This is a genomic window from Longispora urticae (assembly GCF_053902585.1).
The window spans coordinates 140,337-163,043 of sequence record NZ_JAQZSH010000020.1 but is presented as its reverse complement, the minus strand read 5'-3'; the positions used below and the strand labels follow the sequence as shown (position 1 = coordinate 163,043).

General features: G+C 73.3%; 21 protein-coding genes. 10 read left to right on the top strand and 11 right to left on the bottom strand.

Annotated elements, in window-relative coordinates; all coding sequences use genetic code 11:
• Positions 1-71: 71 nt before the first annotated feature.
• The 4 genes from PT931_RS10890 to PT931_RS10875 form a co-directional block, all read right to left on the bottom strand.
• Positions 72-791, bottom strand: a complete 720-nt coding sequence (locus tag PT931_RS10890) for a DUF6069 family protein (protein WP_456245605.1) — start codon at positions 789-791, stop codon at positions 72-74.
• A 5-nt stretch (positions 792-796) separates the two neighbouring features.
• Positions 797-1,810: an RNA polymerase subunit sigma-70 gene (locus PT931_RS10885; protein WP_456245604.1), complete on the bottom strand. Its 1,014-nt coding sequence runs from the start codon at positions 1,808-1,810 to the stop codon at positions 797-799.
• A gap of 63 nt (positions 1,811-1,873) precedes the next feature.
• The gene (locus tag PT931_RS10880; RefSeq protein ID WP_456245603.1) at positions 1,874-2,623 is read right to left on the bottom strand and encodes an HAD family hydrolase; all 750 of its coding nucleotides are present in this window, start codon (positions 2,621-2,623) and stop codon (positions 1,874-1,876) included.
• 86 nt (positions 2,624-2,709) lie between these two features.
• The gene (locus PT931_RS10875) at positions 2,710-3,576 is read right to left on the bottom strand and encodes a Vgb family protein (RefSeq protein ID WP_456245602.1); all 867 of its coding nucleotides are present in this window, start codon (positions 3,574-3,576) and stop codon (positions 2,710-2,712) included.
• A 139-nt stretch (positions 3,577-3,715) separates the two neighbouring features.
• Here PT931_RS10875 and PT931_RS10870 point away from each other — a divergent pair, with 139 nt between their 5' ends.
• Positions 3,716-4,141, top strand: coding sequence for a hypothetical protein (locus PT931_RS10870; protein ID WP_456245601.1), 426 nt, complete (start codon positions 3,716-3,718; stop codon positions 4,139-4,141).
• A 5-nt stretch (positions 4,142-4,146) separates the two neighbouring features.
• Here the strand turns inward: PT931_RS10870 and PT931_RS10865 are convergent, their stop codons facing one another.
• The 7 genes from PT931_RS10865 to PT931_RS10835 are packed head-to-tail and all read right to left on the bottom strand — an operon-like array spanning position 4,147 to position 11,036.
• The gene (locus PT931_RS10865) at positions 4,147-5,400 is read right to left on the bottom strand and encodes an ATP-grasp domain-containing protein (RefSeq protein WP_456245600.1); all 1,254 of its coding nucleotides are present in this window, start codon (positions 5,398-5,400) and stop codon (positions 4,147-4,149) included.
• Between the two features lie 3 nt (positions 5,401-5,403).
• The gene (locus PT931_RS10860) at positions 5,404-6,621 is read right to left on the bottom strand and encodes an ATP-grasp domain-containing protein (protein ID WP_456245599.1); all 1,218 of its coding nucleotides are present in this window, start codon (positions 6,619-6,621) and stop codon (positions 5,404-5,406) included.
• Entirely contained in the window at positions 6,618-6,959 is a 342-nt protein-coding gene (locus PT931_RS10855; protein ID WP_456245598.1) for a hypothetical protein, read from the bottom strand. Before PT931_RS10855 ends, PT931_RS10860 begins: the two co-directional genes overlap by 4 nt.
• Complete coding sequence (locus PT931_RS10850) at positions 6,956-8,212, bottom strand: SidA/IucD/PvdA family monooxygenase (RefSeq protein WP_456245597.1); 1,257 nt, start codon at positions 8,210-8,212, stop codon at positions 6,956-6,958. Before PT931_RS10850 ends, PT931_RS10855 begins: the two co-directional genes overlap by 4 nt.
• 38 nt (positions 8,213-8,250) lie before the next feature.
• Positions 8,251-9,285, bottom strand: coding sequence for an FAD-dependent oxidoreductase (locus tag PT931_RS10845; RefSeq protein ID WP_456245596.1), 1,035 nt, complete (start codon positions 9,283-9,285; stop codon positions 8,251-8,253).
• A gap of 6 nt (positions 9,286-9,291) precedes the next feature.
• Positions 9,292-10,668: a class I tRNA ligase family protein gene (locus PT931_RS10840; RefSeq protein ID WP_456245595.1), complete on the bottom strand. Its 1,377-nt coding sequence runs from the start codon at positions 10,666-10,668 to the stop codon at positions 9,292-9,294.
• Entirely contained in the window at positions 10,665-11,036 is a 372-nt protein-coding gene (locus PT931_RS10835; RefSeq protein ID WP_456245594.1) for a cupin domain-containing protein, read from the bottom strand. The genes PT931_RS10840 and PT931_RS10835 overlap by 4 nt, the downstream gene beginning before the upstream one ends.
• 394 nt (positions 11,037-11,430) lie before the next feature.
• Between PT931_RS10835 and PT931_RS10830 the strand changes: the two genes are divergently transcribed.
• From PT931_RS10830 to nicT, 9 genes are all read left to right on the top strand, one after another.
• Complete coding sequence (locus tag PT931_RS10830; protein ID WP_456245593.1) at positions 11,431-12,150, top strand: class I SAM-dependent methyltransferase; 720 nt, start codon at positions 11,431-11,433, stop codon at positions 12,148-12,150.
• A gap of 74 nt (positions 12,151-12,224) precedes the next feature.
• A complete protein-coding gene (locus tag PT931_RS10825) occupies positions 12,225-13,157 on the top strand; it encodes a GHMP family kinase ATP-binding protein (RefSeq protein ID WP_456245592.1) in 933 nt (310 codons plus the stop codon).
• Complete coding sequence (locus PT931_RS10820) at positions 13,157-14,197, top strand: cysteine synthase family protein (protein ID WP_456245591.1); 1,041 nt, start codon at positions 13,157-13,159, stop codon at positions 14,195-14,197. The genes PT931_RS10825 and PT931_RS10820 overlap by 1 nt, the downstream gene beginning before the upstream one ends.
• Positions 14,198-14,228: 31 nt before the next feature.
• Complete coding sequence (argH, locus tag PT931_RS10815; protein ID WP_456245590.1) at positions 14,229-15,680, top strand: argininosuccinate lyase; 1,452 nt, start codon at positions 14,229-14,231, stop codon at positions 15,678-15,680.
• Positions 15,677-17,014, top strand: a complete 1,338-nt coding sequence (locus PT931_RS10810) for an ATP-grasp domain-containing protein (RefSeq protein ID WP_456245589.1) — start codon at positions 15,677-15,679, stop codon at positions 17,012-17,014. The genes argH and PT931_RS10810 overlap by 4 nt, the downstream gene beginning before the upstream one ends.
• The gene (locus tag PT931_RS10805) at positions 17,011-19,014 is read left to right on the top strand and encodes an FAD/NAD(P)-binding protein (protein ID WP_456245588.1); all 2,004 of its coding nucleotides are present in this window, start codon (positions 17,011-17,013) and stop codon (positions 19,012-19,014) included. The genes PT931_RS10810 and PT931_RS10805 overlap by 4 nt, the downstream gene beginning before the upstream one ends.
• Positions 19,015-19,468: 454 nt before the next feature.
• A complete protein-coding gene (locus tag PT931_RS10800; protein WP_456245587.1) occupies positions 19,469-20,317 on the top strand; it encodes a TrmB family transcriptional regulator in 849 nt (282 codons plus the stop codon).
• Positions 20,314-21,312 carry an adenylosuccinate synthetase gene (locus PT931_RS10795; RefSeq protein ID WP_456245586.1) on the top strand — a complete coding sequence of 333 codons (999 nt, stop codon included), beginning with the start codon at positions 20,314-20,316 and terminating at the stop codon, positions 21,310-21,312. Before PT931_RS10800 ends, PT931_RS10795 begins: the two co-directional genes overlap by 4 nt.
• A gap of 204 nt (positions 21,313-21,516) precedes the next feature.
• Positions 21,517-22,623 carry a Nickel transporter NicT gene (gene nicT / locus PT931_RS10790; RefSeq protein WP_456245585.1) on the top strand — a complete coding sequence of 369 codons (1,107 nt, stop codon included), beginning with the start codon at positions 21,517-21,519 and terminating at the stop codon, positions 22,621-22,623.
• Positions 22,624-22,707 lie beyond the last annotated feature (84 nt).

Below are 22,707 nucleotides of genomic sequence, written 5' to 3'. Positions count from 1 at the left end.
GAGCCCCGCCGGGACCGTCCCTAGGGGTGGGCCGGGCAGTCGCCGCACCGGGTTCCCCCGTTGGCGGACCGTCACCTGGTCCGGGCGCGCAGGCTCCGTGCCAGGGTGGGGATCACCACCGCCGCGGGGACGAGGTGCAGCCCGACGAGGGCGATGACGGTGGCGGAGTCGGCCCCGGAGACGAGGGGCGGGGCCAGGGAGATCGCGGTCAGCGTCACCGCCGTCCACACGAACCGCTCGGCGGGGCGGGCGCTCCACCGGAGAAGCGCGGCGGCGAGGACGATGCCCACGACCGAGAAGAAGCCGGTGACCACGGCGAACCCGGCCAGCGGGATCGCCTCGCCTCCATCGGGGACCTCGAAGTCGACGCCGGACCCCCGGGCGAGCGCGGCGGCGAGGGTGGTGGCCGCCACCGCCGCGGGAGTGCCGAGGAGGCCGGTACCGGCGAGCCTGCGGAGGGGGCTGGTCCGGCCCGGTGCCGGGCCGACGGTACCCCTCGTGTCGGTCTTGCTTCTCATGTTGTTCTCCCTGATCCGGTCACTGGTGTGCGGGGCAGGTGACGGCCCCGGGCTGACGACGCGCACCCTCGCCGTGCGACGGTCGGGGTTGCGCAGGGCGCGGACGCCGGTGCCGCGGAGCCAGAACCCGGCGTCGGTTCCGAGGACCGGCCCGGGCCCGCCGTCGCGCAGCTCCAGTTGCACCCGCCCACGGGTGACGACCCCGAACGCGTCGCGCCACTCCGCCGCGTCCACCGCGACCCGCGCCCCGCCGCGTAGCGTGAGCGTCCGCACCGGGACTACTCCGTGCCGTCCGCCGGCAGGCGCTCCGGCAGCCCGAGCAGCGGGAACTGGTCGTCGTGGAACGTGATGATCTCGGTGATCGCCCCGCCGGAGACGCGCAGGACGTCGATCGTCAGCGGCAGGTACGCGCCCTGCTCCTTCCGCCAGAGGTAGAAGGCGACCGCGGGCTGCCGGTTCACGGCGGTGGGGACGGCGCGCATGCGCCCCATGCCCGCGAAACCGCTGGCGATCCAGTCGTTCACCACCGTGTCCCGGCCGATGTTCAGGCCCGGGGTGGGCGGCATCGAGCAGCGGACGTCGTCCCGCAGCAGTGCGGCGACCCGGTCGACGTCCGTGGCCAGGCTGGCGTCGGTGTAGCGGCGCACCAGCTCGCGCGTCGCGGCGTCCTCCTCACCCCCGGTCCAGTCCTGCCGCTCGGTGGGCAGGTGTTCCCGCATGCCGGCGCGGGCCCGCTGCAGCGCGCTGTTCACGGAGTTGACCGAGTCCCCGAGGAGCTCCGCGACGTCCTTCGCCGGCCAGCCGAGCACGTCCCGCAGGATCAGCACGGCCCGCGGGCGCGGCGCGAGATGCTGGACCGCGACCAGGTAGGCCAGCTCGATCGTCTCCCGCGCGACGGCGACGGTCTCCGGCTCGTCGGCGTCGGCCGCGGGCAGCTCGTCGAGCAGCCGGTCCGGGTAGGGCTGCAGCCACAGCACCTCGCCGCCGGTCGCGGGCCGCGGGCGGCGCTGGGCCAGCAGGTCCAGGCACGCGTTCGTGGCGATCCGGTACAGCCAGGCCCGGAACGTCGACCGCCCCTCGAAGGTCTCCCGCCGCCGCCAGGCCCGCAGGAACGTCTCCTGCACGGTGTCCTCGGCGTCCTCGAACGACCCGAGCATCCGGTAGCAGTGCACGTGCAGCTCCCGCCGGTGCCGTTGCGCCAGCCCCGTGAACGCCGACTCGCCGACGTCGCCGAGCCCGCTCCCGCCCGGGCCGCCCGTGTCCCGTTCCTCCGGCCGCGTGTCCGCGTTCATCACGTCATCCTTCCGCCTCGTCGTGTCCGTCGCAGGTATGACGGGCGTCGGTGCGGAAACTCATCACCGGGGTCGGGCGGGTCCGCCCCCGTGAGTTCGAGGTCCGCGCACCCGGGGCCGGGCGGTCCCCTGAGGGCGTGCGGCGAGAATCCGCTCCGCTGTCCGCGGGCCGGCCAGGTCGGGCAGGACCAGGTCGGCCCCTGCCAGGTCCGGGGCGGTGTGGGCTCCGGTGGCGACCGCGACGGCGGTGACGCCGGCGGTGCGGGCGGCGTCGATGTCCCGCGGGGTGTCGCCGACCACGATCACCCGGCCGGGCGGAATCGGGGCGCGGGTGTGCCGGGACGCGGCCTGCCAGGCGGTGCGGACCAGGTCCGCGCGCACGGGCGAGTCCGCTCCGTAGCCCCCACAGTCCCACGCCACCAGCCCGTGCAGGCCGAGGGCCGTCATCTTGGCTTCGGCCACCGACCGGATGTTGCCGGTGACCAGCACCGGCAGCACGTCCGCCCGCCCGTGCAGCACCTCCAGGACCTCGCGCGCCCCGGGCAGGACCCTGGCCCGGTCCCGGTAGTCGCCCATCAGGTCGACCGCCGCGTCGTGCAGCGCCGCGAGGTATGCGCCGAGCAGGCCCGGGGCCTCGGCGTGCGGCACCCCGGCGGCGAGAAGCATGTCCAGTCCGATGGCGCTGTCGGTGCGCCCGGCCCGGGACGGGAGGTCGTCGGGTTCGCGGCCGGTGACCGCCCGGGTCGCGGCCAGCGCGGCCCGCCGGCCGATCACCCCGGCGGTGACCAGCGTTCCATCCAGATCGAACGCCACAACGAACACCTCGTGTCCCCTTCCGTCCCCGCCCACGGCGCGCCGTCAGCCTCGTGTGAACCGCGTCGGCCGTTCTCCCCCGCGCCTCAGCGCCCGACCCGGGCCAGGACGCCGTTCTCCATCGCCACCCAGATCCGGCCGTCGGGCCCGACCGTCAGCCCGTGCGGCTCGGTACCCGGCAGGTCGTGCTCGGTGATGTCGCCGCTGATCGTGATCCGGCCGAGCCGGTGGGTGCCCCACTCGGTGAACCACAGCGCGCCGTCCGGCCCGGCGACGATGGCGTGCGGCCGGCTGGCGGGGTCGGGCAGCGGGAACTCGGTGATCTCACCGCCCGTGCTGATCCGGCCGATCCGACCGGCGCCGATCTCGACGAACCACACCGCTCCGTCCGGCCCCGCGGTGATCCCGACCGGGGCCGCGTCCGCCGTGGGCAGCGGGAACGTGCGCAGCGTGCCGTCGGCGGTGATCCGGCCGATCGCGTTGGCCTGGTTCAGCGTGAACCAGACCGCGCCGTCGCCCCCGGCCGTGATGGCGGACGGGAAGGACCCCTCAGCCATCGGGTACTCCGTGACCGCGCCGCCGACGGTGATCCGTCCGACCTGGTGCGCCGAGGTCGCCGTGTACCAGAGCGCGCCGTCCGGCCCGGCCGCGAGCCCGTAGGGTCCGGCCCCGGGGGTCGGCAGCTCGAAGGTGGAGACCTCGCCACCGGTCGTGATCCGGCCGATCCGGTGGCCCTTGTACTGGGTGAACCAGAGCGCCCCGTCCGGCCCCGGGGTGATGACGGTCGGCCCGGAGTCGGCGCCCACGTCGTACGCGACGGGCTCGCCGCCGGGGAACAGCCGGACGATCCGGCCGGCGTGCACGAGGGTGCACCACAGCGCGCCGTCGAGTCCGGTCGCGACGGCGTAGGGGCCCGCGGTCGGGTCCGAGAGGGTGATCTGCTCGATGTCCATGATCGTGACCGTATCTCCCCGTGGGGCCCGCCGGACAGCGGTCCGGGATCGGGCGGGCGCGGTCACCGGAGGCCACCGGGAGAGCCAGCACACACCCGGCGGGGCGTCGCCAGCTCCCCCGGATGCCTAGGCTGGGGCCATGTTGAACGCGTTCAAGGGTCGGGTCGGACGCTGGCTCCTCACGGGACTCCTCCTGGCCGGCTGCGACGGTATCTGCTGCTGCGCCGGAGGCGTCGACCCCGACGAACACGTCGAGGAGGACGAGGTGGTCGGTACCTGGAACGGGCCGCACGGCGGCACGTTGACCCTCGACGCCGACGGCACCTTCTCCCGGGTCGGGGTGATCGAATGCGGCGGGACCAGCGAGGAGCCGGGCGAGACACCCGTCAACGACGCGGGCACCTGGCGGTTCTACGAGCCCTACGCCATGAAGGCCGGCCGGGGCCTGGAGCTGACCGAGGGGACGCGGCGGATCGACACCCTCAACGCCAGGCCCAACGGGCACATGGCCAAGACCATCCAGCGCGGCGACGCCTACGTGACCTGCTGGTACAGCCGCAGGTGACGCGGTCACCGCCGCACGCGCGGGTCCCCCTCCACCACCATCCGCCGTTCCAACTCCTTGATCCGGCGGTAGTCGGCCTCCAGGGCGGCCCGGTCGGTGGTGGCGAGCACGACCCAGCCGACCATGCTGGACAGCCCCGCCGGGGCGGGCAGCGCGTCCCCGTCGCCGAAGTAGAAGTGGTGCAGCGAGTACGTGGGCAACGCGGACACGTCGGAGAACAGGTCCGCGTTGCGCCACACCCCGGCGTGCGGAGCGGAGATCACCACGCTGCACACGTGCTGGACCAGGTCGTAGGTCGGGGTGAACTCGCCGCGTACCCGGTGGTCGACGGTGCGCAGGATGTGGTTCGTACCCGTCGCCATCCTGGAGATCATCTGGTGGCCGCCGCCGGCCGGTCGGGCGCCGACCTCCAGGAGCCGGGGTCCGTCGGCGGTCAGGATCACCTCGGTGTGGCAGCACCCGTTGCGCACCCCCACGGCATCGAGAACCCTCTGGGTGTACGGCCACACGGCGGCCACGTCCGGATCCCCCGGCGCGAGGAAGTCGACCAGGTCGTAGATGCCGATCCGGTCCCCGCGCCGCACCTTGGTGTACCGGCACACGTCCACCAGCCCGTGCTCGCCGGCCACGGAGTAGCTGTCGATGAGGAACTCGGGCCCGTCGGCGTACTCCTGGACGAGGACCGCGTCGTTGCGCAGCCCGAACTCGTTGGTGTGCCCGAGGATCTGGTCGAAGTAGGGCCGCCAGTCCCCGCCGGGCTCCACGAAGTGCACGTTGTCGGTGGCCGCGCTCTTCGGTGGTTTGACCACGAGCCGGACCTGGTCGAGGCCGGTGTCGCGCAGCCAGCGGCCGATCTCGCCGGGGTCGGCGGAGCACAGCTGGCGCAGGTGCGGCAGGCCGGCGGCGTCGGCGGCGGTGGCCATCGCCCACTTGTCGCGGCGGGCGGCGGCCAGGGCGGGCACGTGGCCGGTGCCGGGCAGCACGAGTTCGACGAGCGCGTCGGCGAGCTCGACGCCGGTCTCGGAGCCGGCGATCAGGCACAGCGGGTCGTACCCCCGGAGGAGTTCCGCCAGGGTTTCCAGGTCGCCGTCGAAGACGTGCACGTGCGCGAAGTTCTCCGGGTGCCAGGAGGCCGCGTACAGCGCGATGGGTTCGGGGGTGCTGAGCACCGCGACCGTTTCCACCCCCGCGTCGGCGAAGGCGGCCGGGTACTCCTGGCCGGTCCCCAGCGGGTCCACGACGATGGCGCACCGGTCCACGGGCTACCTCTCTCTCACGGTGACCGCGGCGTCGGCCGCGTCGAGGGCGTGGGCGCATGCCGCGGCGGTCTCCGCGACGGCGGTGGCGAACGCGATCCGCCCCCACAGGGTGCCGACGGGCGGCGGGGACACCACGTCGCCGGGGCCGGCCAGCGCCGTGACCCGGTCGACGGCGACGGGCAGGGCCCCGGTGTCGATGTCGACCGCGTCGATGGTGGTGTCGTCCTTCTCCGGGTACAGGAACCGGACCGCCCCGACCAGCCGCCGGTCGGCCGCCACCTCCGGGGGCAGCCCGCAGGCCACGGCCGCCGCCGCCAGTCCCGGGTCGATGCCGGTGGCCCGCAGCCCCAGGTAGGGGATGAGGTCCCCGCCGAGCCGGCCGTTGACCTCGATCACCTTCGGGCCGGTCGGGGTGAGCTTGAGTTCGGTGTGCGTCATGCCGTCGGTGATCCCGAGGGCCGCGTGGGTGTCCCGGACGATCCGCAGGACGACGGGGTCGGTGAGCAGCGGGTCGGCGGCGTCGACCACGTGCCCGACCTCCTCGAAGTACGGCGGGTACCCGATGTCCTTGCGCGCCACGTACAGCGGGGACACGTGGCCGCCGTGCACCGCCGAGTCGACGCTGACCTCGTCCCCGGTCGCGTACTCCTCGACCAGCACCGTGTCGTACGTCCACGCGCCGGGCACCGTGGTGTCCCGGGCGAACGCGAACCGCTCGACCAGCTCGGCGGGGGTGTGCACGAGCACGACGCCGAGGCTGGCGGCGAGCGCCCGGGGCTTGAGCACGACCGGGTACCCGATGGCCCCGGCCGCCTCCAGTGCCGCGTCCACGTCGCCGACCTGCACGGACGCCGGCTGGGGCACCCCGGCCGCGTGCAGCGCCCGCCGGGTCAGCAGCTTGTCCCGGCACCGCATCGCGACGTCCGGGTCCCCGCCGGGCAGGCCGAGCGCCGCCGCGACCTTCGCGGCCTGCAGCACCCGGGCCTCGTCCCAGCTGAGCACGCCGCGCACCGGCTCGGGCACCGCCCGGGCCGCCGCGCACAGCTCGGTCGCGTCGACGGTCTCGCCGGGGTTCTCCAGCACCGTCCAGCCGGCGATGTGCTCGCGTTCCCAGGTCGGCTCCCCGCCGAGCAGGAGGTGCACCCGGTACCGGGCCCCGATCGAGGCCAGGAGGTACTCCCGGTACTCCCGGCCCCCGGTGCCGATCACCAACAGGGTCATGCCGACAACTCCTCGATCTCCGAGACGCCGGACGAGCCGTCCGCCCGGCGCCAGTGTTCGGTGAGCCGGACCCGGCCGTCGGCGAGGACGGTGGGCGTGCCGGTGAACGTGCCGGACACGGTCTCGCCGGCCGCCGTGACGTAGCAGTACGCGGCGTCGAGCACGCCGTCCGGGCCGCAGGTGCCGACGAGGCGCCCGGTCCGGACGGCGGTGCCGGAGAACTCGGCCCACACCAGGTCGCCGGACTGGTGGTAGTGCCCGACGGAGGGCTCGGCGCCGGACGGGTCCGGCACCGCGCCCACCGGCCGGAACCGCCGGCCGTCATACACGAGGCTCACCCCCAGTTGACCGGGCAGAGTTCGTCCACGACCGGGAAGATCTCCCGCTTGAACATGGAGTTCAGGACGATCGCGGCCCGGACCGGCAGCAGGGTCAGGTTCGCGTCGGTGAGACCCATGCTCATCCGGGCCCGGTTCATGGCGTAGATCTGGTGGCCGTTCATGCCCTTCCACCGCACGGAGAAGTCGTTCTCCACGATCACCTCGCCGTCCTCGCCCCACTCGACCCGCTCGCGCAGGTCGTCGTCGAACGGGATCGGGGTGTTCTCCCGCCCGGTGGCGATCACCACGGCCCGGACCCGGTGCTCCTCGATGTGCTCGGCGGTGCGGCAGGTCACCACCACGTCGGCCCCCTCCAGGACGGCCGACGTGACGTCCCTGCCGGGCATCAGGGTGACGGGGAACCGGCCGAGGTCCAGCAGGCCGTCGTAGTTGGCCTGGTAGAGCGCGCGCATCGCGCCCGGGGTGAGCGCGTCCCCGGTCGGGTCGAGGCCCTTGATCACCTTGCGCCGGGTCTCCGGGGACAGCTTCTGCAGGGACTCGATGTGCGCGGGCCGGTACACGTCGTTCGCGCACGGCGAGTCGTCGATGGTCTCCATCCACAGCCGCCGGCCGAACCACAGGATGTTGGTGTGGCCCCGGGCCAGCAGCCGCATCGTGGCCTCGATGCCGGTCTGGCCGCCGCCGACCACGGCCACCGGCGCGTGCCGGTCGGTGCCCAGCGCGTCGAGCCGGTCGGCCAGGTGGTCGGCGATGAAGCCGCGGTCGGCGGGCAGTCCGGCGAGCCCGTCGGGGATCACCGGCCGGCTGCCGAGGCCGACCACGAGGTGCTCGGCGTGCGCGAGCTCCCGGCCGGCGGCGTGCAGGGTGAAGCCCTGCTCCCCCAGCGAGATGCTGTCCACGGTCACGCCGTAGTGGATCTCGCGGATCCGCTGCGAGCACCAGGTCAGGTACTTGACGTACTCCATCCGGGGCATCACGTCGAACTGCGCGTTGAGCAGCGCGAACATCCGCCCGGTGGTGACCAGGTAGTTCAGGAAGCTCAACTCGTGGCGCGGGTCGACCATGGACACCAGGTCCTTGAGCCACGAGGTCTGCATCCGCACCCCGGAGTGCAGCAGCGAGTTGTGCCAACCGGGTCCCGGCTGCCGGTCGAAGAGGGCGATCGACTCGGTGGTGGCCGAGCCGAACAGTGCCGCCAGGCTGAGGTTCGCCGGACCCGCGCCGACGCCCACCGTGTGGTAGCGCGGCACTTGAGTGCTGGAAGTTTCGTCGTGGACCATCTGTGACCTCACCTGCGTTCGACGGGAGTGGGTAGGGCGGTGCGACCTGACTCGACGAGCCGGGTCGCGGCGCGCAGGCTGGCGGCCAGCGCGGTCTTGGCGGAGCCGCCGGCTCCGCCGGTGAACGTGAACACGCCGTGCCCCGGCGGACCCACCGGGCGCAGAGCCAGGCCGGGCTCGTCGTGGTAGCAGTCGACGGAGCCGATCCGCAGCCGGGCCGGGCCGATCCGCAGTCCGGGGAACCGTTCCCCCGCGAGGCGGCGGGCCCGGTCCGCGAGGGCGGGGGTGGTCGGCGGCGCGTCCGGGTCGATGTCCCAGGCGTCGGTGGGCACGCCGAGGAGCAGCCCGTACGCGCCGTCGGGGCGGCCGTACACGCCGGTCACGCCGTCGACGAACTGGCCGGGGCGGGTCCCCTCGACGGGGTGCACCGAGTACTGGAGGGATTTGGTCCGGTAGCCGTCCGCCGGCAGGCCGCTGGCGCGGAGCAGCGCCGGGGTCCAGGCCCCGGCGGCGACCACCGTCAGGTCCGCGTTCCCGGTGGCGATCACGTCCAATGTGGACTCCAAACACCGTGCGCGACTGTCGGCCAGCACCGCCTCCCGGAGCCGGCCCGGCGCGATCTGCCCCGCCTGGCGCTCCACGACCGCGACGTCCCCGGGGGCGAGCCCCGCCCAGCCGAGGCCGGCCAGTTCGGCGGCGTCGGCGATCCGGGCGGACCCGGGCAGCCGGTGCTCGATCTCGGCGACCGCGTCATCGAGCCCGACCCGGTCGCGCCGCAGGTACGTGGCCGCCGAGGGCCGGAAGTCCGCCCACCGGCGCAGGGTCGGGCTGCCGAGGAGTTCGGCCAGGCTGTCGAGGGCGAGCCGGCGCTGACCCGGGTCGTCCTCGTACGCCCGGACCGCGCCGCCCGAGGCCGCCGTCGCGTCGACCCGCCCGGTCCGGCCGGCCAGTACCACCTCGACCCGCCAGTCGGGGGCCAGGTCCGCGAGCCGCCAGGCCAGCAGCGCGCCGGCCAGGCCGCCTCCGATGATCCGTACCCGCACGGCCGGCTACCTCTCGCCCCGGGGCAGCGCTCCGCGTCCGGTGAGCGCGGCCATCGCGACCGAGTCGGCCCCCACGCCCGCGCCGAGCGCGCCCAGCAGCGACCGGACGGCCAGTGCCGCGTCGAAGCCGTTGAGGTGCAGGGCCCGCTCGGCGCGTTCCAGCTCGGCGGCGGCGAGGGCGGCGGGCAGGCCCGGACCGGCGGGGTCGCCCGCCAGGAGGGGCCCCACCCACGCGCAGAACGCCTGGTACGACTCGTGCGTGAAGTCGGTCTCGTAGCGGTCGGGCCGGTCCCAGGACAGGTAGAGCCGGACGAGTTCGGGGTCCTCCGCCGCCAGGAACTCCTCCGCCCACACCGCGTGGTTGCGGCTGGTGGAGAACTTCTTGCCCTCCAGCAGGTACAGCTCGTTGACCACGGCCCCGCACGCCTTGGCGGTGGGCACCCCGGCCGCGGCCAGGATCGCCGGGTACAGGATGGCGAAGTAGAACGTGTTGTCCATGCCGTTGAAGTGCCAGACGCCCTCGACCTCCTCCCACGCCGCGACCCACTCGGCGAGCCCGGCGGCCTCGGGGCGCAGCGCGTGCGCCGGGCCGTAGAGGTAGGAGAACCCCAGCTCGGAGGGGAAGTCGACCCGGAGACCGGCGAGCGGTCCGTCACACTCGATCCCCCAGTTCGTGGGGTACGCGAGCGGGATGTCGGGCAACGGCGCGTGCCGGTACTGCTCCAGCACCGTCCGCATCCGCATCGGCCACTCGGCGCGCAGCCACTCGGTGGTGAGCCGCTCGCGGTAGTCCTCCAGCGGCAGCACCGGGATGGTGGCGACGAGGGGCCGGGGCGAGCCGCCGCACCGCGCGCAGCTGGGGTCGAGCAGGGTCTGCGCGGAGGTGAACCCGCCGCAGCCCTCGCACGAGGTGCCGTTCGCGCCGGTACCGCACGCCGGGCAGGTGCCGACCACGTAGGAGTGGTGCAGGGTGCGCTCGCAGTCGGCGCACTGCAACAGGGTGAACTCGCGCATCGGGACGGTGCCGTTCTCCACGAGTTCGCGGAGGATCCGGGCGATGGCGCGCTGGTAGTCCGGGGTCTGCGGGTCGAGGAACGCGTCGTAGCCGATCCGCGCGCCGTCGAACGCGGCCTGGATCTGGCCCCGGTACCGGGCGACCATCTCGCCGACCTCGACGCCCTGGAGCTCGGCCTTGGTGAGGACGTAGTTGGGGTGCACGTCGACGCCGGCGAGGGTCAGCACCCGTTCGCCCCGGGCGCGCGCGGCCCGCGAGGCGATGTCGGCGGCCAGGTACGGGCCGCAGAGGTGGCCGATGTGCAGCGCGCCGTTGACGGTCGGCTGCGGGATGACGATGACCGTCACGCCGGTGGACTCGCTGGTCACAGCGCCTTCTCCTCAACTGTCGCGCCGGGCTGGCCGGTGGTCAGGGGCATCCAGTAGGCGCTGAACACGACGAGCGGCTCGGGCCCCAGGTTGCGGATCACATGCGGCTCCTCGCTGTCGAGCAGGAAGGCCGACCCGACGGGTACCTCCGTGATCCGGTCGCCGGTCTCGACGGTGGCGACGCCGGTGACCACGATGGACAGTTCGAGTTCGGGATGCCCGTCCTGCGGACCGGACCCGCCGGGCGGGATGGTGTACCACATGGCCTGGAAGGGCATGGTGCCGTCGAGCCCGTACTGCTCCCACCGGGCGACGTCGACGACCCCGACGGCGGAGGACTCTGCCGAGTCACTGATGAACTGACGCATAACTACCCTTCCCATCTCGCGGGACGCGGATACGGAGAGTGAAGTGACGTGATGGGGTACGGCGCGGATTCCAAGGTGGCGCGGCAGGAGGATATAACGCTCGACTGCACCCTGTCACCCTTTGATCTTCATCAATGATCAAATGTTCAAACCCGCTTGGCGGGATGGTGGGGGAACGCTGCGGTATCGGCCGATTGACATTGACCTTGATCATCATCATTGAGCTTTCCTCACAATTGATCAAGGCCACATTGGACAGTGTTCCTCGTTTCAGGCGATTTGTTCGGGACGGCACCTCCGGCCCGCAACAAAAGCCGGAATGCAGGGTTGCTTGTGGACAGTCGCCGACTTATTGTTCACTCAGCCCGGCGGGCCGTGATCAATGGAGGCCATCGTGAACTCTTCAGTTCCGTCGCGGGACGCTGCCGCGATACCGCTCTGGGACGGCGCCTATGACGCCTCCCACCTCAACGGCCAGGCGAACCTGTGGGGCGACCCACCCGTCCCGCACGCGGAGAAGGCGGCCACACTCTTCGCCGCGCACAACGCCGCGGTGGTCCTCGATCTGCCCTGCGGGGACGGGCGCAACCTGCCCCCGCTCGCCGCCGGCGCGCCCGTACTGCTGGCCGGCGACACCTCCCCGAACGCCATGGCCATCGCCGAGAAGGTGGTCGACCGCGCGGGTGTACGGGACCGGGTGGTGTTCGTCCGGACCGACGCGTTCGACACGGGGCTGCTGCCCGACTCCGTGGACGGCATCTTCTCCTGGGACCTGCTCGGACACCTCACGGACCCGGCCGCGGCACTGGTGGAGTTCCACCGGATCCTGCGCCCCGGCGGCGCGCTGGTCGCGAACATGTGGACCATGAACGACTGTCAGGTCAGCGACCCGAATATCCGCGAGGTCGCGCCGCGGGAGTACATCGACCATTTCGATTTCTACTGTCGCTTCTACGACCGCGCGGACCTCGACACCCTGCTGGAGTCGGTCGGCCTGGTCGCCGAATCCGTCGAGGTCGCGAGTTGGTGGGAGCCGCCGCACGCCGGATATCGCGAATACGAACACGAGCACGAGAGTCTGATCTTCACGATCAGGAAAGCCGGCTCCCGATAACTCTTTCGGACGCGTTTCCTGAAAGAAAGGTCCCCATGACGTCGCGCTCTCTCCAGGAGTTCATTCCTGCGAAAATGTCGGCGGAATTCGGGGTCGGCACCGGGTACGCTCCCGCGCACCACGGAGAACTGCTCCAGGGAGTTTTCCACGACGACGCGGGACTGCTGCGCCGCGCGCTCGTCACCCTCCCGCAGACCACCCGGGGCACCCGCGCCGTGTTCCACCCGAGCCAGAGCCACTGGGGGGTCGTCGGCTCCCCCGGCCTGACCAAGGTGCGCCGCGCGGCCGTCCTGGCGCTGCGCGAGTTCGCCGGTCGGCCGGGCGCCGCCAAGGGCGGGCACATCGAGATCCTCAGCGACGTCCCGGTGGGGATCGGGATGGGCTCGTCCACCAGCGATGTGACCGCCACCATCCGGGCGGTCGCCGACTACCACGGCGTCACGCTGTCCCGGGAGGAGCTGGGCCGGCTCGCCGTGCTCGCCGAGTGCGCCTCGGACCCGATCATGATCGACGACCGGGTGGTGCTGTTCGCGCACCGCGACGGCGTCGTGCTGGAGACCCTGGGCCACCGGCTGCCGCCCCTGCTGGTGGTCGGGTGCGACACCCGGCCGGGTACCAGGGTGGACACCGACCGGTTCCCGCCCGCGGAGTACACGGATCGGGAGGTGGGGTTCTTCGGGGTGCTGCGCGCGGCCCTGCGCCGGGCGATGGCCACCGAGGACGTGCCGCTGCTCGGCCGGGTCGCCACCGCCAGCGCGCGGATCAACCAGCGGTTCCTGCCGAAGGACAACCTGGAGGCCCTGCTGGAGCTGTGCCTGGTGCACGGCGGCTGTGGGGTGCAGGTAGCCCACAGCGGGACCGTCGCCGGGTTGCTGTTCGACGCCCGGTCCCCCGGGGCGCGCGAGTCCGCGGCCCGGTGCGCCGCCCGGATCGAGGCCATGGGCCTGGTCCTCACGACCGAGATCGGCGCCGTACCGGACGGCGCCGCCGAAGAGAGGGCTGCCTGATGACCATCCGCACCGGGTACGAGGAGGCCACGGAGGCCTACCAGCTCCCCCGGCTCGTCCGGCTCGGCCCGAACCTGTACGGCGCGTGCTTCACGCTGATGAAGATGATCCCGGCCCGCTACATCCTGCGCCGGGCGCTCGCCGAGGGCCGGCTGCCGGCGGAGTCGACCATCGTGGAGACCACGTCGGGCACGTTCGGGCTGGCGTTGGCCATGCAGGCCGTGCACCTGGACCGGAGACTGATCCTGGTCAGCGACCCGGTGGTGGACGAGCGGCTCTACCGGCGGCTCACCGACCTCGGCGCGGTCGTCGAACGGGTGCCGGCGTCGGCGGGCGCGGCCCCGGGCGGGTACCAGGCGGCGCGGCTCGACCGGCTGCACGAGATCCGGGCCGAGCACCCGGGCAGCTTCTGGCCGGAGCAGTACTCCAACCCGGACAACCCCCGCTCCTACGCGGCGGTCGCCGAACTCGTCCTGGAGTCCCTGGGCCAGGTCGACTGCCTCGTCGGGCCGGTCGGCTCGGGCGGTTCCATGACGGGCACGAGCACCTATCTGCGCGCCGTGCTGCCGGAGTGCCGGGCCATCGCGGTCGACACCCACCACAGCATCCTGTTCGGCCACCCGGACGGGCACCGCGAACTGCGCGGACTCGGGATGGGCCTGATGCCGGAGAACCTGGACCACACCGTGTTCGACGAGGTGCACTGGACGGCGGCCGGCGCGGCGTACCAGGCGACCCGGAACCTGCACCGCCGGCACGGACTGTTCATGGGGCCGACGAGCGGCGCGGCGTACCTGGTGGCGGACTGGTGGGCGCGCCACAATCCGCGCGCGCTGACCGTGGTGATGCTGCCGGACGAGGGCTACCGCTACCAGGACACGGTGTACGACGACGCCTGGCTCGCCGCCGCCGGCCACACCGATCCGCCCCCACCGGAACCGGACGCCCTGGACGACCCGACCCGCGCGGACGGGATCTGGACCCGCTACGACTGGAACCGCCGCAGCCACGCGGAGGTCATGGCGGGGGTGCCGGCGTGAGCGCCCGTCGGACCCCGCGCGAGGTGGTCGCGTGAGCACCGGCCGGCTCCTCGGTGAGCTGCGGGCCCGCACCCGGCACGTCGTGTACGGCGACCTGGCCCCCGCCGACATCGCCGCCCAGCTGCCGCCGATGATCCGGGTCGACCGGGCGCACGTCGCGATGCTGGCCGCCCGGGGCCTGGTGCCCGACACGGTGGCGGGCGCGCTGCTGCGCCGGATGGCCGACCTCACCGCGCAGGGGTTCGCGCCGCTGTTCACCCGGCCAGCGCCGCGCGGCCTGTTCCTGATGTACGAGGGCTACCTGATCGAGCACCTCGGCGCGGACGTGGGCGGGGTGCTGCACACCGGCCGGTCCCGCAACGACCTGAAGGCCACCATCACGAACCTGGCCTTCCGGGACTGGGTCCTGGAGTTCGGCGAGCAGGCGGTGCGCCTCGAAGGGGTGCTGTTGTCGCGGGCCCGCGCGCACCGGTCCGTGGTGATGCCGGTGTACACCCACTTCCAGGCGGCCATGCCCGTGACCTACGGGCACTACCTGCTCGGCGTGGCGCTCGCCGTCGGCCGGGAACTCGACGCGTTGCGCACCGCCGCCGAGGGGCTGCGGGTCTGCCCGCTCGGCGCGGGCGCGGTGGCGGGCACCGACCTGCCGATCGACCCCGCGTACACCGCGCGGCTGCTCGGCTTCTCCGGGTCGAGTCCGCACGCGTTGGACGCCGTGGCGAGCCGGGACGTGCCGCTGCGCCTGCTGGGGGCCGCCGCCGGGCTGGCCGTCGTGCTCAGCAGGCTCGCGACCGACCTGCAGCTGTGGAGTACCGCCGAGTTCGGGTTCGTGGGTTTCCCCGACCGGCTCGTCGGGGGCAGCTCGGCCATGCCGCAGAAGCGCAACGCGTTCCTGCTGGAACACGTGAAGGCCAAACCCGGTCAGGCCCTGGGCGCGTGGGCCGGCGCGGCGTCGACCATGGCGACCACCCCGTTCACGAACTCGATCGAGGTGGGTACCGAGGCCGTCGCCAGCGTGTGGCACGGCCTCCGGGCGGTCGAGGAGTCCGTGCTGCTCAGCCAGGTGCTGGTCAGCGGCGCCCGCCCCGACGAGTCCCGGATGCGCGAACGCGCCGAGGCCGGGTACACGACCGCGACCTCGGTGGCCAACCGGCTCGTGCGGGCCGGCACCCCGTTCCGTTCCGCGCACCACCTGGTCGGCGACGCCGTGCGCCGGGCCGTGGCCGCCGGCTCGACCGACCTGGAGGAGTTCGGCCCGCCCGGCTGGCTCGACGGCACGGGCCTGACCGGCCTGGACCTCGCCGACCTGGTCGCCGAGCACGTGTACGGCGGCGGCCCCGGCGACTTCGCCGCCCCGCACGGGACGGCCGTCGCGGGCTGGTCGGCGCGCCGGCAGTGGCTGTGCGACTGGCGGGACACTGTGCGGGCCGGAGATTCCGAACTGGCCGCCGAGGTGCGCCGACTGACCGGGGAGGACGCATGACGGACTGGTTCGTGCTGGTGGAGAGCAACACCACCGGATCCGGGCGGCTGTTCGCGCGGGCCGCCCGGGAGCTGGGGCTGCGGCCGGTGCTCCTGGCCCGCGATCCCGGCCGGTACCCGTATGTGGCTCTGGACGCTCTGGACTCCCAGGTCGTCGACACGGCCGATGTCGGCGCCGTGCGGGCGGCCTGCGCGGGGCTCGGCGGGCGGATCGCCGGGGTGACCAGCAGCTCCGAGTACTTCGTCGCGACCGCCGCCGAGGTGGCCCGCGCCCTCGGGCTGCCGCACCCCGACCCCGACGCCGTGCGCGCCTGCCGGGACAAGCCCACCCAGCGCCGGACCCTGCGCGACCAGGGGGTGCCCGGGCCGCTGTTCGCCGAGGCACGCACCCCGGACGCGGCCGTGGCGGGCGCCGCGCGGATCGGGTACCCGGTGGTGGTCAAGCCCGTCGCCGGCTCCGGCTCGATCGGCGTCCGGCTGTGCTCGACCCCCGACGAGGTGCGCGCGGCCGCCGCCGACGTGCTCGGCGCGCTGCCCGGGTTGCCGCCCCAGGCGGCCGTGCTGGTCGAGGAGTACCTCGACGGGCCCGAGTACTCCGTGGAGACCCTCGACGAGCAGGTCATCGGCGTGACCCGCAAACACCTGGGCCCCCGCCCGTACTTCGTGGAGACCGGCCACGACTTCCCGGCCCCGGTCGGCGGACCGCTGACCACCTCCCTGGGCGAGGCCGCGGTCACCGCGCTCCGGGCCCTCGGCCTCGGCTGGGGACCCGCGCACGTGGAACTGCGGCACACCCGGCGCGGCCCGTACGTCGTGGAGGTCAACCCCCGGCTCGCCGGCGGCATGATCCCGCGCGTGGTGGCGGAGTCCTGCGGGGTCGACATGATCGCGCACGTGGTGCGGCGGGTCGCCGGGATCGCCGGGGACCCGGTGGCCGGCCCGGTGCGGCCCGCGTCGATCCGGTTCCTGGTCGCTCCGCGTGGTGGGGAGCTGCTCGGGGTCGACGGGGTGGACGCCGCCCGGGCGGTGCCCGGGGTGGTGGAGGTGGCGGTGCTCCGGGAGCCCGGGGAACTGGTGCTGCGGAACTCGTTCCAGGACCGGCTCGGGTATGTGATCGCGACCGGGGAGGTCGGCGGCGCGGCGGCGCGGGCGGCGGAGGCCGGGCTGCGGGAGCTCGGGGCCTGGATCGCGGCGGGTCCCGGCGGGGCCGACGCCGGTGCGCCCGGCGGCCCGGGCCCGGCGGACGCGCCCGGCCCTCCCGCCGGTGCCGATCTCCCTGACGCTCCCGCCGCTTCCGGCCCACCCGTCATCCCCCGCGCGAGGGTGGCGCCGTGACGGCGGAGGTGTCCGTCGCGGTCGTCGGCCTCGGCTCGCGCGGCCTCGGCGTCCTGGAACGGATCATCACCCTGGCGAAGCGGGCCGGGCCGGCGGCGGGCCCGGTGCGGGTCGAGGTCATCGATCCGACGGGTACCGGCGCGGGCGTGCACGACGTCACCCAGCCCGACTACCTGCTCCTCAACACGACCTGCGCCCAGGTGTCGCTGTTCCCGGACGCGTGCACCGTCGGGGACGCCACCGACGCGCCCGGACCGACCCTGTGGGACTGGGTGACGGAACGCGGCCTGCGCCTCGCCGAGGACGGGTTCACGGTCGGCGCGCACGGCCGGCCCATCCGCGCCGAGGACTTCCTGCCCCGCCGGATCCTGGGCGCCTACCTGTCGTGGTTCCGCGAGGAACTCCTCCGCCGGGTACCCCCGCACGTGACGGTCACCCGGCACCTGGCCTCCGCCGTCGACCTGCGCTCCGGGGCCGACGGGACGGTGACCGTCGTGCTGTCCGACGGGACGGCCGTCGAGGTGCGGCACGCGTTCCTGACCACCGGGTACACCGGCGACGAGGGGCCGGCGGACGACCGGGTCGTCCCGGAGCCCTATCCGCTGCCGGCCCGGCTCGCCGACGTCGCGCCCGGGGACTCCGTCGGGATCGGCGGCTTCGGGCTGTCGGCGTTCGACCTGGTGTCCTGCCTGACCGTGGGCCGGGGCGGACGCTACGAGGGCGACCACGAACTGCGGTACGTCCCCAGTGGACAGGAACCGACCATCTTCCTGTACTCGCGCAGCGGGGTACCCTGCCGCGCCCGGCCCCGGGTGGTGGAGTTCGGGCCGACCCACGTACCCGCCGCGTTCACCGAGGCCGCGGTCGACGCGGTGCGGGCCCGGCGCACCGGGCCGCTCGACTTCGACCGCGACATCCTGCCACTGATCCACACGGAGATGCGGGTCGGGTACCGGCGGTGCGAGGCGCGGCTGGCAGGGGTGGAGTTGCCGGCGGTGCTGCGGAACGGGCCCGCCGGCACCGGATCCCGGCATCCGGCAGCCCGCGCCGGGGGGATCCCGGCCGCCCGCCCCAGCGACCCCCGAGGGCCGGCCGAGCTCCTCGCGGCCCTCGACGACCTCGACGCGCGGCTCGGCCCCTTCGACCCCCGCGAGCTCCTCGACGGCACCGAGGGCATGCTGCTCGACGACGCGGTGGCCTATCAGAAGTGGCTCGCCGAGACGGTCCGCCGCGACCTCGCCGAGGGGGTGCTCGGCTTCGCGCGCAGCCCGGTCAAGGCCGCCCTCGACGTGCTCCGGATCAGCCGGGACACGTTCCGGTACGTGGTCGACTTCGGCGGCCTCACCGTCGGCTCGCTCGACACGTTCACCCGGCACACGGTGCCCGCCGTGAACCGGGCGGTGGTGGGCCCGCAGTACGAGCGGCACACCGAGCTGCTCGCGCTGATGGCGGCCGGGATCGCGCACGTACCCTTCGGGCCGGCCCCGACCGTGACCCGCTCCGGCTCCGGCTCCGGCTCCAGCTCCGGCTCCAGCTCCAGCTCCGGCTCCAGCTCCGGCTCCAGCTCCAGCTCCAGCTCCGGCTCCGGCTCCGGCTCCGGCTCCGGCGATGGCAGCGGCAGCGGCTGGACGATCGGGTCGACCCGGCTCGCCGTCCCGTACGTCCGCGAGGTGGACTGGCTGCTGTCCGCGCACGTCCGGCCACCCGGGGTGGAGTCCTCGACGAGTCCGCTGCTCCGGGCGCTGCGGGCGAAGGGCTGGATCCGCCGGTACCGGCCCGCCAGCCGCGAGGTGCGCGGCATCGACCTGGACCCGGACATGCACCCGGTGGACGCGTCGGGCCGGGTCGACCGGCGGCTGTGGTTCCTCGGGCCGCTGTGCGAGGGCGTCACGTTCTACAACAACCTGGTGCCGTCGCCGAACATGTGGTCCCGGCCGGTGGCGGACGCGCACCGGTGTGTCGTGGAGATGTACACGGCCGCCGGCCGCCCCGTGGTCTGAGCCCGCCCGGCGGCCTCCCGGGCGGGATCCCGGCACGCGCCGGGTCGACCATCCGGCCCACGCGGGCCGGACCCCGCACCGGCTCCGCCGCGACGATCCGGTACCCGTCGACTTCGGCGGCGCGGGCCAGGTGGACCCACCAGTCGTCGAACGCGGCGTACAGCTCGTCCTCCACAGCCCCAACACCACGACCGCCGACGACAGAGGGACGGCCGCCCGGTGAAACCCGGACACATCGCGTACCTACATGTGAGGTGTGATATCACACCTCACATGTAGGTACACCACCATTTCGCGCCGCGCATTCGGCGCGGGTCGGGCCCGGGGACACGGGACCCCGCCCCTTGCGGCGCGCCCGATATCGCACCGGCGACCTCGACGCGATCGTGACAGCAAGAGCCTCCGATGAGTAGTAGTTGCGTCGACTACTACGGCTCGGGTAGCGTGCCGACATGTGATCGAACGCCTCGCCACGCTCGGCTTCTCCTCCCAGGAGGCCCGGGTCTATGTGGCCCTTCTCCAGCAGCCCTCGTCCACCGGCTACGAGCTGGCCAAGGCCACGGGGATCCAACGCGCGAACGTCTACCAGGTGCTCGCCACGCTGGTGGACCGCGACTGCGTCGCCCGCGTCTCCGCCGATCCGCCGGCCCGGTTCGTGGCCCATCGGCCCGCCGACGTTCTCGGGCGGATCAAGCGGCAGACCGCCGAGGAGGCCGACAGTCTGATCGTCGAGCTCGAAGCCGTCAGCGCCCCGCAGGAGCAGGCCGCCTTCACGGTGCGGGACCGCGCGGCGGTCATCGACCAGACCGTCGCGCTCGTCGCCGGGGCCCGCCAGCGGGTCGCGGTCTGCCTGTGGGCCGACGACCTGGACTGGCTCGCCGGGCCACTGCGGGCCGCCTCCGCGTCGGGGTGCCAGGTGGTGGTCAACATCTTCGGCGACGCCGAACTCGACTTCGGCGAGGTCTACCGGCACGAGTCGCTGGCCCGGACCGTCGGCGGACACCTGCTGACCCTGGCCGTGGACTTCTCCACCGCGCTGGTCGCCTCGTTCGACGCCCCGGCCGGGGCGGTGTTCACCAGACACCCGGCACTGGTCCGGGTCGTGGAGAAGCTGATCCGCGACGAGACCTACATGGCCGCGATCTACGACCGGTTCGGCCCCGAACTGGAGTCCGCGTTCGGGCCGCACCTGGTCGAACTACGGACCCGGCTACTGCCACCCGAGCAGGCCGAGCACCTGATCTCCATCGTCGGTTTCGGCGCCCCAGCCGCCCCGCAACTCCTCCGAGAGGCCCAACAATGAGTGCCATCATCGTCGTCGACGCCCTGTGGGGCGACTCCGGCAAGGGTAAGACCTGCGCCCACCTGACCATCAAACACCAGGCGGGGCTCAACGTCCGGGCCGGAGTCGGCACCAACGCCGGGGCCAGCGTCACGCTGCCCGACGGCGTCCTGGTCAAGGCCCGTCAGCTCCCGATCGGCTGGATCAACCCGGGCACCCGGGTGGCGGTCGGCCCCGGCGTGCTCGTCGATCCGCGGGTCCTCGCCGACGAGGTCGAACGGTTCGGGCTCGCCGGTCGGGCATTCATCGACGGGCGGTGCGCCGTGATCACCCCCGAGCACATCAAGGCCGAACTCGACGACCTGCACCTCAACGGCACGGTGGGCTCGACCTGCACCGGCAACGGCCACGCCCGTGCCGACTTCGTGCTGCGCCGCGCCCAGCAGGCCCGGGACCTCCCGGAACTCGCCCCGTACCTCCTGGATGTGGCCCGCGAGGTCAACACGGTGGCCGCCTCCGGGACGGTCATCGTCGCCGGCTCACAGGGCACGATGCTGTCGCTGGCACTGAGCCGGGACTACCCGTACACCACCTCGGGGAACTGCACCGCCGCCGCCGCGATGGACGAGGTCGGCCTCAACTGGCGGCTCGTCACCGACGTGGTCATGGTCGTCAAGGCCATGCCGACCCGGGTCGGGAGGGGCCCGCTGCCGTTCGAGATGACCGCGGCGGAGGCGGAGGCCCGGGGGATCGCCGAGTACGGGGTCCACACCGGACGGACCAGGCGCAAGGCCGAGCGGATCGACTTCGAACTGCTCGAGTACGCGGCGATGCTCAACGGGCCGACCCAGATCGCACTGACGTTCACCGACCACTACGACCCCGACATGCGCGGCAGCCGCGGCCACGTGACACCCGAGGTCCGCGACCTGATCAGCCGGGTCGAGGCCGCCACAGGAGCCCCGGTGACGATGCTGGACACCGGCCCCGGACTGCACGACATCATCGACCTCTAGTCCAGGCCGCGGTGAACGCCGGGCCACAGGAGCCCGACCTCGACGCGACTGTTGACCGGTGTTGGTCGTCGTTGTTCCCGCAGCACTCCAGCCCCGCAGTGTGTTGCCTCCTCGTCACTTTCGGTAAATGATGACAGGGTGGGTTGCCCGTTACCGGGCTTTCGCGCACGACCACGCGCCGGTTCTCCTGACGAGAGGTCGACGATGTCTTCCACGCAGCGCCCCCGGACTCACCTGGCCCGCCCCGACCGCCTCCGGCTCGCGGGCATGTTCGGATTCATCGCCCTGTTGCACGTGGTCGGCTGGGGTGTCCTCGTGCTGGCGGTCGTGCCCGGGCACTACCAGCTCGGAGCGGGGCTGTTCGGCGTCGGCACCGGCCTGACCGCGTACTCCCTCGGGCTGCGGCACGCCTTCGACGTCGACCACATCGCCGCGATCGACAACACCACCCGCAAACTCGTCGGCGACGGCCAACGCCCCCTGTCGGTCGGCTTCTGGTTCTCCCTCGGCCACTCCACCGTCGTGGTGGCGCTGACCCTCCTGATCGCGTTCGGGGTGCGCACCATCGGATCCAGCCTGTCCGAGGACACCTCGGCGCTGCGGGTGTACGGCGGCCTGATCGGCACCACCGTCTCCGGTCTGTTCCTCTACCTCATCGCGGCCATGAACCTGGTCGTCCTGATCGGCGTGGTACGGATCTTCCGCCGGATGCGCCGCGGGCACTACGACGAGGCCGCGCTGAACACCCACCTGGACAACCGGGGTTTCCTCAACCGGCTGCTCGGTCGGCTGATGCGCTCGGTGCGCCGCCCGTGGCACATCTACCCGATCGGCGTGCTGTTCGGCCTGGGCTTCGACACGGTCACCGAGGTGTCGCTCCTGATCATCGCCGGGTCGAGCGTCGCCGCCGGCCTGCCCTGGTACGCCATCATGTGCCTGCCGATCCTGTTCGCGGCCGGCATGTCCCTCCTGGACACCCTCGACGGCTCCTTCATGCACGCCGCCTACTCCTGGGCCCTGGCGCAGCCGGTCCGGCGGGTGTACTTCAACATGACCGTCACCGGCCTGTCCGTCGCCGTCGCCCTCCTGGTCGGCACGGTGCAGATCCTCGCGCTGCTCCGCGACGCGCTGGGCCTGACCGGCGGCACGTGGGACCGGGTCGACGGGCTGTCCTTCGACACGATCGGTTTCGTGGTGGTCGGGCTGTTCGTCGCGATCTGGCTGGTGGCGGCGGCTGTGTGGCGGTTCGGCCGGATCGAACAGCGCTGGACAGCGCACGCCCGCCCCGCCGAGGGGACGGGCGGCGACTGACCGCGCACGCGGCGCTGCGCGGGAATCGGGCCGGCCACGAGGGTCCGGCCCTCACCGGCACGGGTGGGGGCCGCGGGCCGCGGC